We start from the raw sequence: 13,303 nt of genomic DNA on the forward strand, positions 1-13,303 counted from the left end.
CTAGGTAACATCAGTCGACGACGACGGCTTTCTCGATGATCACGTCGTCCACCGGCACGTCTTGATGGAAGCCCTTGCTGCCGGTCTTGACCTGACGGATCGCATCGACGACGTCGGTGCCTTCGATGACCTTGCCGAACACCGTGTAGCCCCAGCCTTGCGGCGTCGGCGACGAGAAGTTCAGGAAGTCGTTGTCGGTCACGTTGATGAAGAACTGCGCCGTGGCCGAGTGCGGATCATTCGTGCGCGCCATGGCCAGCGTGTACTTGTTGTTCTTCAGGCCGTTGTTGGCTTCGTTCTCGATCGGCGCCTTCGTCGGCTTTTGCGTCATGCCCGGCTCGAAACCGCCGCCTTGCACCATGAAGCCGTTGATCACGCGGTGGAACACCGTGTTGTCATAGTGGCCGGACGTCACGTATTCGAGGAAGTTCGCAGCCGACTTCGGTGCTTTTTCCGTTTCGAGTGCGATCTTGATAATGCCTTTGTTCGTATGCAGTTCGACAGCCATGTTGGCCTCCTTCGTGAGTAATACGTGATGCGTGAGGGGAAACGGGGCGCTGCTTGACATCAGCGGCGCGCCGCGTTTGCGACATGCCTTATTCGACCTTGGCCGATTCGATCAGGACCGGCGTGCGCGGCACATCTTGCATCATGCCGGTCGAGGTGGTGGGCGTCGCCTCGATCTTCTTCACCACGTCCATGCCGGCCGTCACGCGGCCGAACACCGCATATCCATTGCCATCGGGATGCGGGTAGTCGAGGTTCGGATTGTCCACCGTGTTGATGAAGAACTGCGACGTCGCCGAATTCGGATCGCTGGTACGCGCCATCGCGATCGTGCCAACTTGATTGTGCAGGCCGGACTGCGCTTCCAGCGGAATCGGCGCGTGCGTCGCGCGTTCCTTCATATTGGCATCATACCCGCCGCCCTGGATCATGAAGCCCGGGATGACGCGATGGAAGATCGTGCCGCCGTAATGCCCTTCCTTGACATAGGCGAGGAAGTTAGCAACGGTCTTCGGCGCTTTTTCCGGGTAAAGCTCGAGCGTGATGTCGCCATCGCTGGTGTGCAGCAACACGTGCGGGTGCGCAATCGCCGTACCGCCGGCGGCTTGCGCCTGGGCCGCGGGGGCGAACGTCAGGGCAGACAGCGCGACGGTGGCGACCGTTGCGGCCAATGCGGACGTCGATGCGGCCGAAGACATCCGTGGCAGACCGCGCGCGACAGCGCGACGCAGGGGGGCGAGAGAAAGCATCGATACTCCTAGTGTTTGCGGTTGCAGCGCACGCGGCAGCGAACCGCTCTCCGCGTCGTCGCCGACGTTGGCAACCGCGCGGCGGACGATTGGCGCCCGTCGCATGTCACCGGTCGCGGCGGCAAAGTGCGCCGCCGCGATCAGTTGCCGGTATTGCCGCTATTCGTCGTCGAACCGTTGCTTTGGTTCTCCGGCAGGATGATCGGTGGCTGGCCGCCCATGCTTGGCACGAAGCCTCGCGCATTCGGCGGCTCCGCCGACGTACGACGCTGGGCCGGAGCCGGCTCAGGACGCGGTTGTGCCAGCGTCGCAGAATTGGCCGGGGTGCGCGTGATGATCGCGCGTACTTCCGCCAGACGCGCTTCGGCGAGCCGATCCGAATGGTTCTGCTGCACGGCGCGGGCGTAGGTGTCGGCCGCGAGGCGCAGATAGATATCGCCGAGGTTGCGGCGCGCCAGCGCGAAGCTTGGGTTGGCCGCCAGCGCCGTCTCCAGTGTGGCCCGCGCTTCCTGGAAGCGACCATGCTTGGCGTACAGCGCGGCCAGATTGTTATACGGCTCCGGCAGTTCCGGGTAGGTCTGCGTAATTTGGTTCAACGCCTTGATCGCTTCGTCGTCGCGCCCCATTTGCGCGAGCAAGGTCGCGCGCTTGAAGCGTGCCTGCACGTCACGCGGGTGGGTGGCGATGCGCGTGTCCAGATCGGCGACGGCCTGCTGCAACTTGCCGCTGGCGATGGCGTTGTCGGCGCTGGGCGTGTCGTCGCGGAACACATTGTCCGGCGGACGAACCGTCTGCGCGTATGTCAGCACCGGCGCGAGCACGCAGGCCGCGCTGAGCAGCAGGCTGCCCCATGTGCGGCGGGCGCGTGCGACCGGCGTGAAAGACGGACGGGCGCTCGCCGCATCCTGACCGTGGCCGAGGGACGCTGCCGGGACGGGACGTACGATACTGCCGAAGTGCGCGGCGAGGCGCGAAAGGTCGCCCTGGCTGACCCTGAATTGTTTCATGAGCACGGTGTCGAATGCGGTGTGGAGTGTCGATTGCCGTGCATTCTAGCAAAATGCCCGGATATTTCCGTGGGAACACGCGATTCGGGTGCGCGCACGTCGATCGGCGTTGCCTGTTGGACCGGTACGCCGCGCGCGTCGATCGTGCCGCGCGGCGCCGCCGTACGGGGCGATCGCAGCCCATCACAGCCGGGCGGTGGGCAAGGCCGAGTCCCGATGCTATACTTCGCAGCATTCTGGCAAAACGTCGGGCCGTTCCGGGGAACCGCCCGACGTTTTGCGCTTTAGGCATTGACCCCCCCGGCTCCGCACCGTCTATGGATTCGCTTCGCATCTACAACACGCTCGCGCGCGACAAACAAACTTTCGTGCCAATGAAGCCGGGCGAAGTGCAGATGTACGTATGCGGCATGACCGTCTATGACTACTGCCACGTCGGCCATGCACGCGTCATGGTGGTATTCGATCTGGTACAGCGCTGGCTGCGCGCGCTCGGCTATCAGGTCACGTACGTCCAGAACATCACCGACATCGACGACAAGATCATTCGACGTGCGGTCGAGAACGGCGAGACGATCGCCGCACTGACCGAGCGCTTCATTCGGTATATGCACGAGGACGCGGCGGCCCTGGGCGTCGCGCGTCCCGATGTCGAGCCGCGCGCGACTGCCTTCGTGCCGCACATGCTTGGCATGATCGAGGCGCTCGAGCGCAATGGCTATGCGTATCAGGCCAGTGACGGCGACGTCAATTACGCGGTGCGCAAATTCGACGGCTATGGCCGCTTGTCGGGCAAGTCCCTTGAGGATCTGCGCGCCGGCGAGCGCGTCGCGTCGAACGATGCCAAGCAGGATCCGCTCGATTTCGTCCTGTGGAAGCGCTCGAAGGAGGGCGAGCCGGCCGATACGCGTTGGCCGTCGCGCTGGGGCGAAGGTCGGCCGGGTTGGCATATCGAGTGCTCGGCGATGAGCTGCGCCTTGCTGGGCGAGCAATTCGATATTCACGGCGGCGGTCAGGACCTGCAGTTCCCGCACCATGAAAACGAGATTGCCCAGAGCGAGGCGGCGAGCGGCAAGCCCTTCGTGAATGTCTGGATGCACAACGGGCACGTGCAGATCGACAACGAGAAGATGTCGAAATCGCTGAACAACTTCTTCACGATTCGCGATGTCCTGTCGCGTTTCGATTCGGAAGTGGTCCGCTTCTTCATCGCCCGCGTGCATTATCGCAGCCCGCTGAATTACAGCGATGCGCACCTGAACGATGCGCGTCAGGGACTGACGCGCCTCTACACGGCCTTGCGCGATGCCGACGACGCGCAGATCGCCGCGGACGGCAGCCGTGACGGCGATGCGCCGGTCACGGTCGATGCAAGCGGCGCGGCGGCGCTCACGGTCGATTGGTCGACGCCGTATGCGGTGCGGTTCCGCGCGGCAATGAACGACGATTTCAATACGCCGATTGCCTTGTCGATTCTGTTCGAGATGGCGGCGGAGTTAAATCGTACGAAGGCGGCGCCCTTGGCGCAGAATCTGCGTGCGCTGGCGGCGGTGCTCGGTTTGCTCGGTCGCTTGCCGCGTGCGTTCCTGCAGGGCGCGCAACCGGCCGACGCACCGGGCGCTGATGCGGCCGAGGGCGGCGCGCTCGATACGGCGTATATCGAGGCGCAGATTGCAGCGCGCAAGGCGGCAAAGCAGGCGAAGGACTTCGCCGGGGCCGACGCCATTCGCCAGCAGTTGCTCGACGCGGGTGTGGCATTGGAAGATCGACCCGGCGGCCTGACCGATTGGCGGCGCGTGTGACACAGCGCAGGGAACCGTCGCTGCCGGGCGAGTTGACGCAGGAATTCGCCAGCCCCGCGTATTGGGAGCGGGCGTGTGCCGACCTCGTCAAACGCGATCGGATCATGAAGAAACTGATCCCCCAGAGTGCGCCCGTCCACTTGCGCGTGCGCGGGGACGCGTTCACGACCTTGGCCCGATCGATCGTCGGACAACAGATTTCGGTGAAGGCGGCGCAGGCCATCTGGCAGCGCCTGTTGGACGCCTGTCCCGAGATGTCGGCGGCCGAGGTGGGAGCGCTCGATGCAGCGCGCCTCGCGCAGTGCGGCCTGTCGCGCCGCAAGGTCGAGTACATGACCGATCTGGCGCTGCGGTTCTCGGATGGCTCCCTGCATCCGGACCGCTGGAACGATATGGAAGACGAAGCGGTCATCGCCGAGCTGACGCAGATTCGCGGCATCGGGCGATGGACCGCCGAAATGTTCCTGATTTTTAATTTGTTGCGTCCCGATGTACTGCCGCTGGATGACCTGGGCCTGATCAAGGCGATCAGCGTCAACTATTTCAGCGGCGAACCGGTGACGCGCAGCGAGGCGCGGGAAGTGGCGGCCAACTGGGCGCCGTGGCGGACCGTTGCCACGTGGTATATGTGGCGCAGCCTGGAGCCGGTGCCGGTGACGTACTGATGCGTTGATGCCACCACACTTGAGACCGGTTGTAGAGCGGGCGCGCGTGTAGAATACGCGTCTGCTGGAATACGAGGATTCCTATTACATGAAAACGACATTTCTGGATTTCGAGGCGCCGATCGCCGAGCTCGAAGCGAAGATCGAGGAACTTCGCTTCGTCCAGGACGATTCGGCCGTCGATATTTCGGAAGAGATCGAGCGGCTGTCGCGCAAGAGCCAGCAGTTGACCAAAGATATCTATGCGGGTTTGACGCCATGGCAAGTATCTCAAATTGCGCGTCATCCGCAACGTCCTTACACGCTGGACTACGTCAACGAGCTGTTTACCGATTTCCATGAGCTGCATGGCGACCGCGCATTTTCGGACGACCTGTCGATCGTGGGCGGTCTGGCACGTTTCAACGGTCAGCCCTGCATGGTGATCGGGCAGCAGAAGGGTCGCGACACGAAGGAACGCGCACTGCGGAACTTCGGTATGTCGCGCCCGGAAGGCTATCGAAAGGCCGAGCGTCTGATGCGCCTGGCCGAGAAGTTCGGCTTGCCGCTGTTCACTTTCATCGATACGCCGGGTGCCTATCCGGGGATCGGCGCCGAAGAGCGCGGCCAGTCCGAAGCGATCGGCCGCAATCTGTACGTGATGGCGGAACTCAAGGTGCCGATCATCGCGACGATCATCGGCGAAGGGGGTTCCGGCGGCGCCTTGGCGATCGCTGTGGGCGACGTCGTGCAGATGTTGCAGTACTCGACGTATTCGGTGATCTCGCCGGAAGGCTGTGCTTCCATTCTGTGGAAGAGCGCGGCAAAGGCCCCCGAGGCCGCCGAGGCGCTCGGTTTGACCGCGCCGCGGCTCAAGGCGCTCAATCTGATCGACAAGATCGTCAATGAGCCGCTGGGCGGCGCGCAGCGTGATCCGAAGGGCATGGCGGTATTGTTGCGCCGCGCCTTGAATGATGCGTTGCGCCAATTCCAGGGCATGAGCACGCAGGAACTGCGGGAGCGTCGTATGGCGCGGCTGATGGCCTATGGCAAGTTCAAGGAAAACCGCGCCAACTGACGATGATTGCATCGCGTCCGTCCAGGACGCGGTGCGAGAAGTCACGACGGCGACGTCAGTCGCTTCGTCGTCCATCGGCATCGCCTTCAGCGGTGGCCTGGACTCCAGCGTGTTGCTCGACAGTTGCGTCGCGGTATTCGGCGCGGCACGCTGCTTCGCTTTCCACATTCACCATGGCTTGCAAACGGCCGCCGATGACTGGCTGACACACTGCGCGTCCGTGTGCGCCCGTCTGGGCGTGGCCTTCGTCGCGCGGCGTGTGACCCTGCCTGCAGGGGGCACCGGCGACGGCATCGAGGCCGCCGCGCGGCAGGCCCGTTACCAGGCCCTGCGGGATCTGGCGGCGGCGCAGGGCATCCCGATCGTCCTGCTGGGGCACCATGCCGACGATCAGGCCGAGACGGTCATGCTGCAACTGTTGCGTGGCGCCGGACTGCCGGGCCTGGCAGCGATGCCGCTGGCGCGCAACGATGCCGGGACGCCGGGTCTGCAGTGGTGTCGTCCCTTGCTTCCATTGACACGCGAAACGCTGGAGCGATATGCTCATCGACGCGGTCTGCGTTGGATCGACGACACGTCCAACGACGACCGCCGTTTCGTGCGCAATGCCTTGCGACACGACGTGATGCCGGCCATCGCCGCGCATTTCCCCGCGTATCGGACGACGCTTGCGCGCGTCGCCCGGCATGCGGCGGCGTCGCAGCAATTACTGACGACACTTGCCGAAGAGGACTGGGCGCGATGCCAGGCGCCGCTGCAGCGTGACGATGGCAACGAGGGGGCGTCGTCCGACTCCGTTTCCTTGTCATTGCGCGCACTGCGGACGCTGTCGCCCGCGCGTATCGAGAATCTGTTGCGGCACTGGGTGCGGGTGCGCGGCCTTGCGGCGCCGAGCGCGGCGCGTCTCGCGGAGATGCTGTCGCAGATCGTCGGCAAGGGCGGTGTGCCGGGGCAGCGCGCCAGTATCGCGCACGCCGGCGAATCGCTGCATTTTTATCGGGACCGCGTTTATTGGTCGCCCGCGCCGCGCGTCGCGTCGGGCGGCGGTGGGCGCGCGATGGATGTCGAGGGAGCGACGGCGTGCTGGCGCTTCGACGGGCAGGCGCGCTGGGCGCCGCCCGGATGGGCGGGGCATTTCGCGTTCGTCGCCGACGCGCCGGAGCTACCTGAGACGGCCGACGCGTGTCGACTGTCCGATGCGGCGTCGCCGGCGCTATCCGACGGTGCCGCGGCATGGCGCGTGCCGTTGTCGGCGCTGCTCGGGCGGGAGATCGAAGTCCGTCCTCGCGCCGGGGGGGAAAAGATGCGGCTCGGCGCGAGGCGTCCGCTGCGCACGCTGAAGCAGTTGTACCAGTCGTCGGGCGTGCCCGCGTGGCAGCGCGCGGTGCCTTTGCTCTACGTCGATGGCGCGCTGTGCTATGTGCCGTACGTCGGCGGCTATCTGGCCGATGCGGCCGGCGAGGAGGACGTTACCGCAAGCGGCGTGGCGTCTCCGAGCGATGCGTCGACGCCGATGTTGACGGTCCGGTGGTGCCCCGCGGTCGATTGATTCGGGTTTCCCATCGATTCCGCTTGTTTTTCAGCGGGGCATCCTGTACTTTTTTATTTTTTCGGAATTGCCGTTCCGTCATTCTTACCGGCGGCCTTGCTGCCGTCCGGTTCAGCCTAGCGCGTATCGTCAATAATTCGGCAGGGTTTCGTGGTCGGTCACACGAACCCGGCGCGCGGCATCCCGGGTGATCGCCGCGCGAGGCAAAACCTCCGGCGCCGGCGCAGAACCTTTGCGTCTTGCGGCCACCTGTCCGAACCAGGATGGAGGATCCTCCAGCCCTGTATTGACGGCGCGAACGGCGGTCTCAGACTTCACAACACAATGTCTCTGATTGTTCATAAGTACGGCGGCACGTCGATGGGCTCGGTTGAGCGCATCAAGAACGTCGCGAAACGGGTAGCCAAGTGGCATCGTGCCGGGCACCAGATGGTAGTCGTGCCGTCGGCGATGTCCGGCGAAACGAACCGTCTGCTGAAACTCGCCCATGAGATTTCCGCGCAACCGGATCCGCGCGAACTGGATGCCATCGCGGCGACCGGCGAGCAGGTGAGCGTCGGCTTGCTGGCGCTGGCGTTGCAGGCCGAAGGGCTGGAAGCGGTCAGCTATGCCGGATGGCAGGTGCCGGTGCGCACCGATAGCGCCTTCACGAAAGCGCGCATCGAAAGCATCGACGGCACGAAGGTGCGCGCCGATCTGGACGCCGGCAAGGTGGTGGTCATCACCGGTTTCCAGGGCGTGGATCCGAACGGCAATGTGGCGACGCTGGGGCGCGGCGGTTCCGACACGTCCGCGGTCGCGATCGCGGCGGCCTTGGAAGCGGCCGAGTGCCTGATCTACACGGACGTCGATGGCGTGTACACGACGGACCCGCGCGTGGTCGACGACGCCCGTCGTCTGGATCGCGTGACGTTCGAGGAAATGCTGGAGATGGCGAGCCTCGGCTCGAAGGTACTGCAGATCCGGTCGGTCGAATTCGCGGGGAAGTACCGTGTGAAGACGCGGGTGTTGTCCAGCCTGACGGATCCGATGATTGCGCTCGAGAACGAAATGCACTCGGGCACCCTGATTACCTTTGAAGAAGACGAGACCATGGAAAAAGCGGTTATCTCGGGCATTGCCTTCCAACGCGACGAGGCGCGGATCGCGGTGATCGGCGTGCCCGATCGGCCAGGCATCGCCTACCAGATCCTGGGCCCGGTGGCCGACGCGAATATCGACGTCGACATGATCATCCAGAACCAGAGCGTGGAAGGGAAGACCGATTTCACGTTCACGGTGCCGCGCGGCGACTATGTGCGTGCGCTGGATATCCTGAACGCGCAGGTCAAGGATCACGTCGCGGCCGGCAAGATCCTCGGCGAGCCGAAGGTGTCGAAGGTATCGGTCGTCGGCGTGGGCATGCGCTCGCACGTGGGTGTGGCGAGCAAGATGTTCCGCACGCTGTCGGAAGAGGGCATCAATATCCAGATGATCTCGACCTCGGAAATCAAGATCTCGGTGCTGATCGACGAGAAGTATATGGAGCTCGCGGTCCGCGCGTTGCATAAGGCATTCGAGCTGGATTTGCCGGTCAACGGTTGAGCGGGATGGCACCGGGCAGCGGGCGAGTGCGCTAGCCTCGTGCGGCGGGTCGGAAAAATCGTTTGTCGCGTCGGCGATATGAAATAAAAGTTTGACGTTTTCCGATTCAGAGGCTATTATCTCGCTTCGCTTGAGGGTTGATCGGAAACGAACAGCGGCAAGCGAAAAGAAGTACCGGAGACGTGGCCGAGAGGTCGAAGGCACTCCCCTGCTAAGGGAGCATGCGGCCAAAAACTGCATCAAGGGTTCGAATCCCTTCGTCTCCGCCAGAATTCGCTGGCTTGATGTTTCAGGCTGGTTTCAAGTAGTCCGGGTTGCACCGGATAACGCTTGGAGATAAAGGGGCTTCGGCCCCTTTTTTGCGTTTACGAACGCTTTATTCAGGCGGGCTCGCCAAAATACTTCCTTATCGCACAGGCGATCCTGCGATATGAACGCCTGCGCATATTCTGCACGAGGATGTTTCCGCTTTATCGTCAGGAAAACTGACCGATTTGTCTACACGCGATGTTCCCCGCCAAAGTCGGCGTAGAATTCAGGTTTTCAAGACATTCGACACGACAACTGGCAGCCATGACAGCAATGCAAAAACCCTTGATCGGCGTACTGGGCGGCATGGGCCCGCTGGCGACTGTCGATTTCATGCAGCGCGTGATCGAGTTGACGCCGGCGTCGCGCGATCAGGACCATCTGGCGCTGTTGGTGGCAAACCTGCCGAGCACGCCTGATCGTTCCACCGCGATCATCGATGGCGGCCCCAGCCCGCTCCCGGCGCTGCTGGACGGGATCGATCTGTTGAACCGCAACGATGCGGCGCTGATCGTCGTGCCGTGTAATTCGGCGCATCATTGGATCGACGCGATGCGCGCGCGCAGCGCCGCGCCGATGCTGCATATCGGCGAAGCCTGTGTTGCGGCCTTGCCGGCCGGCGTGACGCGCGTTGCCGTGCTGGCGACGGGCGGCACGATGGTGTCGGGTTTCTATCAGACATTACTGCGAAATCGCGGGATCACGCCGATCGAGCCCGACCATGCCGTGCAGCAACACGTCACCGACTGCATCCGGGAAGTGAAGGCGGGCAATATCCCGGCGTCGGCCGAGGCCTTGTCGCCGGCGATCCGCATCCTGGCCGAGCAGGGCGCCGAAGCGGTCATCATGGGATGTACCGAAATTCCGCTGGCCGCGCGGCCCTTGTCGGCGTTTGCCGCGGAACTCGGCGTCCCGTTGATCGACAGCACACTGGCGCTGGCGCATGCCACCGTGGATTTTGCACGCGAAAAAGGCTGGCTCGCGCAGGGCGTCTGATCCGCCCGATAACAGCGACGTTTGCTAATCCGCAGTAGTATGTCTGACATCGCGGCGGCGGCCGCACCGTGCAGCGTCGCGCGGTGATTGCGCCGCCAGTCGTCCCGCCTGCCGCGGCGCGACGTCGTCGCGTCCGCTACGCCTTCCCACCTTGGAGAACCACCCGAAATGAGCACATCCGTCTATGGCATCCCGGTCCAATCGATCGATGGCAACGCACTGACGCTGGACCAGTACAAGGGCAAGGTCCTGCTGATCGTCAACGTCGCCTCGAAGTGCGGTCTGACGCCGCAGTACGAAGGTCTGGAAAAACTCTATGAAGCACGCCGCGCCGACGGTCTCGAAATCCTGGGTTTCCCGGCAAACAATTTCAAGGGACAGGAACCCGGCAGCGACGAGGAAATCAAGTCCTTCTGCAGCCTGACGTACGACGTCCAGTTCCCCTTGTTCTCGAAGATCTCCGTGGTGGGCGACGATCAGCACCCGCTGTACAAGACGCTGACGGCAGCGGTGCCGAACGCGACCGGCGAAGGTCCGTTCCGCGAACGTCTGGAAGGCAAGGGCATGACGACGAACCCGGTTCCGGGCGTGCTGTGGAATTTCGAAAAATTCCTCGTGTCCGCCGACGGCGAGGTGGTCGGGCGTTTCTCGCCGGATGTCACCGCCGATGATCCGAAATTGGCCGCGGCCTTGGATGCCGAATTGAAGAAGGCCGCCTAAGGCGCGTTCAGGCTTACCGGACGTTGCCGTGGATCGTACGTTGCAGATGTCGGTGTTCATCGCCGTGGTGGATGCCGGCAGTTTCATCGGTGCCGTCGATGGACTCAGAATGTCGAAAGCGGCGGTCTCGCGGCATGTCGACGCGCTGGAGCAGCGGCTCGGTGTACGATTGCTCCAGCGCACGACGCGTCGTCTGTCCTTGACGGACGATGGCCGGACTTTCTATCAGCGCGCGAAAGAGGTTCTGTCGGCGCTCGACGACGCGGAAGCGACCTTGAGCTCGCGCTCGGCCGAGCCGAGCGGCATGATCCGCATCAATGTTCCGCTGACGTTCGGCGTCGATCATCTGGCGCCGCTTTGGCCGCGCTTCCTCGAAGCGCATCCGAAAGTCGATCTCGATATCACCTTGAACGACCGGGTCGTCGATCTGGTCGATGAAGGCTATGACCTCGCGGTGCGTATCGGCGCGATGCCGGATTCGACGCTGGTCAGCCGGCATCTCGCCAACACACGGATGATCCTGTGCGCAACACCGGCCTATTTGGCCCGGCACGGGACACCGCAGTTGCCGCGTGATCTCGCCGCCCATCGCGTGTTGGCCTATACCAATGGCGCAAGCCGTGACGAATGGACGTTTACCGGCCCGGACGGTCATGCCGTCGCCGCCCGTATTCATGCGCGCGTCCATTCGAACAACGGCGACACCTGTCGCGCGATCGCACTGGCGGACGGCGGCATCATGCTGCAGCCGCGCTTCATGCTCGAAGCGGATCTGCGTGCCGGGCGGCTCGTGGAAATCATGCCCGATCATCACGCCGGCATGTTCGGCATCTATGCCGTCTATCCCACCCGTAAGCAATTGCCGCTGAAGGTGCGACGCCTCGTCGATTTTCTGGTGACGTCCTTTCAGCGTGTCACTTGGGATTGAGGCGCCGTCCCTGTTAGAAACGATGGCGCAGACCCAAATGCGCGGTCCATTGCCCTCTGCTGCCCGATATGCCGCCGCCGCTCGACAGGTTCGCGCGATCGAAGGCCGTGCTGCCGGTGCGTTCGCCTGAGGCACGTTGATAGGCCGCCGCCAGATAGACATCGGTCCGTTTCGACAGCAGATAATCGGCGACACCGCCAATCTGATGCCAATGCGGCCGGCCAACCTTGCCTGCGGCATTCTCGGCGCGGGCACGCGTATGGATATAGACCAAGCCGGTTGTCAGTGCGACCGTCACCGGATACTTCAGATGGATCTCGATGTTGTCGAAGCGCAATTGCTTCGCGGCGACGAGGGGCATCGGTATCGCGCCGGGGAAGGCGGTCGGTGCGAAGACCCGTGTGCGACTGTAATTACCGCCGAGACTGGCATGACCGAGCTGATAGGTGAGTGCTGCACCCCACGTTTGTTGTTTGTCACCGCTGAAGCTGCCTTTATCGACCGCCGCGCCGCCCGTATTCGTGCTGTTGGGACGATCGAGCTGGGCGTAGGCAACGGCCAAGGCCAGCGGACCGCTCGCATAGTGGGCGCCTAGGCTGAACGCGCGATTGTCGCGCGCGCCGGCGGCGTTGCTGAACGAATAGGTCGCGACGGCCCTCGCGCCCATCGTGCTCGCGCTGGTGTACTTCAGTGTGTTGTTGACGCGATAGGTCAAGCCGGCGTTGTCATTGCCATAGATGCGCCCATTGACGCCGCTGGCCCAACTGCCGGCGGCCGTCAACGGCGAGACGGTATCGACGAAGGCGTCATATTGTCGCCCGAATGTCAGCGTGCCGCTGCGATCGCTGCTCAAGCCGACATAGGCTTGTCGGCCGAATAAGGCGCCGCCTTGTACCGACCGGCCGCTATTCCCGTCGAATCCCGCTTCCATCAACGCGACCGCCTGGAGGCCATTGCCGAGCGATTCGGTGATTTTCATGCCCCAGCGGTTGCCGGCATACGTCCCGGTGTTCGCGCGTGTCAGGGTGTTGCTGTCGCGATCGTTGGTGAAAGCCACGCTTTGATCGAGGATCCCGTAGAGCAATACGTTCGACGGCGGCTGCTGCGCCTGCACCGAGTGGAAGGTAAGACATAACGCCGGCGCGACCAGAACGGGCCAGCGCGAACGGGCGTTCGTGAAGCGCGGACGCGGCTCGCGATGTACTGTGTCGTGTGGCCGCCCCGCATGCAATGCGACGGCATGCGACTCGCGTGATGGCGAGACCTTTCGGAACAAACAAGCGGAACAACGCAAGAAGAACATTCAGTATTCCTATGGGATGGTCGAGCGCTCACGCCGATGATCGGCGCGGATCTCGACAGAGGCCGGGACGGACGTCACATGTCCCCTGGCAGGGCGGCGGTGCCCCTCGGTGCGGCGCCGTCGTTCC

At 63.5% G+C, this 13,303-nt stretch carries 11 protein-coding genes, 1 tRNA gene and 1 pseudogene; 9 read left to right on the plus strand and 4 right to left on the minus strand.

Annotation, left to right across the window (positions count from 1 at the left end):
• Positions 1–10: 10 nt before the first annotated feature.
• The 3 genes from ABEG21_RS07585 to ABEG21_RS07595 form a co-directional block, all read right to left on the minus strand.
• Positions 11–508 (minus strand): peptidylprolyl isomerase, encoded by a 498-nt coding sequence (locus ABEG21_RS07585; protein ID WP_347554060.1) that lies wholly within the window; start codon positions 506–508, stop codon positions 11–13.
• A gap of 88 nt (positions 509–596) precedes the next feature.
• Entirely contained in the window at positions 597–1,256 is a 660-nt protein-coding gene (locus tag ABEG21_RS07590) for a peptidylprolyl isomerase (protein ID WP_347554061.1), read from the minus strand.
• 140 nt (positions 1,257–1,396) lie between these two features.
• Entirely contained in the window at positions 1,397–2,263 is an 867-nt protein-coding gene (locus ABEG21_RS07595) for a tetratricopeptide repeat protein (protein ID WP_347554062.1), read from the minus strand.
• A 317-nt stretch (positions 2,264–2,580) separates the two neighbouring features.
• On the opposite strand from ABEG21_RS07595, the gene cysS reads away from it, so the two are divergent.
• The 9 genes and pseudogenes from cysS to ABEG21_RS07640 all read left to right on the plus strand — a co-directional run bounded on the left by cysS (position 2,581) and on the right by ABEG21_RS07640 (position 11,873).
• Positions 2,581–4,065 (plus strand): cysteine--tRNA ligase, encoded by a 1,485-nt coding sequence (gene cysS, locus ABEG21_RS07600; protein ID WP_347554063.1) that lies wholly within the window; start codon positions 2,581–2,583, stop codon positions 4,063–4,065.
• Positions 4,053–4,730, plus strand: a pseudogene (locus tag ABEG21_RS07605) (hypothetical protein); the annotation flags it as partial. The gene cysS and the pseudogene ABEG21_RS07605, both read left to right, overlap by 13 nt.
• A gap of 88 nt (positions 4,731–4,818) precedes the next feature.
• Positions 4,819–5,787 (plus strand): acetyl-CoA carboxylase carboxyltransferase subunit alpha, encoded by a 969-nt coding sequence (locus ABEG21_RS07610; RefSeq protein ID WP_347554064.1) that lies wholly within the window; start codon positions 4,819–4,821, stop codon positions 5,785–5,787.
• Positions 5,756–7,336 (plus strand): tRNA lysidine(34) synthetase TilS, encoded by a 1,581-nt coding sequence (gene tilS / locus ABEG21_RS07615; RefSeq protein WP_347554065.1) that lies wholly within the window; start codon positions 5,756–5,758, stop codon positions 7,334–7,336. Before ABEG21_RS07610 ends, tilS begins: the two co-directional genes overlap by 32 nt.
• Positions 7,337–7,660: 324 nt before the next feature.
• Complete coding sequence (locus ABEG21_RS07620; protein ID WP_347554066.1) at positions 7,661–8,920, plus strand: aspartate kinase; 1,260 nt, start codon at positions 7,661–7,663, stop codon at positions 8,918–8,920.
• 176 nt (positions 8,921–9,096) lie between these two features.
• Positions 9,097–9,189 (plus strand) — tRNA-Ser (locus ABEG21_RS07625).
• Between the two features lie 304 nt (positions 9,190–9,493).
• Entirely contained in the window at positions 9,494–10,225 is a 732-nt protein-coding gene (locus ABEG21_RS07630) for an amino acid racemase (RefSeq protein WP_347554067.1), read from the plus strand.
• 168 nt (positions 10,226–10,393) lie between these two features.
• A complete protein-coding gene (locus ABEG21_RS07635; protein ID WP_347554068.1) occupies positions 10,394–10,945 on the plus strand; it encodes a glutathione peroxidase in 552 nt (183 codons plus the stop codon).
• Positions 10,946–10,973: 28 nt separating this feature from the next.
• Complete coding sequence (locus tag ABEG21_RS07640) at positions 10,974–11,873, plus strand: LysR family transcriptional regulator (protein ID WP_347554069.1); 900 nt, start codon at positions 10,974–10,976, stop codon at positions 11,871–11,873.
• Between the two features lie 13 nt (positions 11,874–11,886).
• Here the strand turns inward: ABEG21_RS07640 and ABEG21_RS07645 are convergent, their stop codons facing one another.
• Positions 11,887–13,176 carry a porin gene (locus tag ABEG21_RS07645; RefSeq protein ID WP_347554070.1) on the minus strand — a complete coding sequence of 430 codons (1,290 nt, stop codon included), beginning with the start codon at positions 13,174–13,176 and terminating at the stop codon, positions 11,887–11,889.
• Between the last annotated feature and the right edge of the window lie 127 nt (positions 13,177–13,303).

This window comes from Robbsia sp. KACC 23696, assembly GCF_039852015.1.
Taxonomy (GTDB): Bacteria; Pseudomonadota; Gammaproteobacteria; order Burkholderiales; family Burkholderiaceae; genus Robbsia.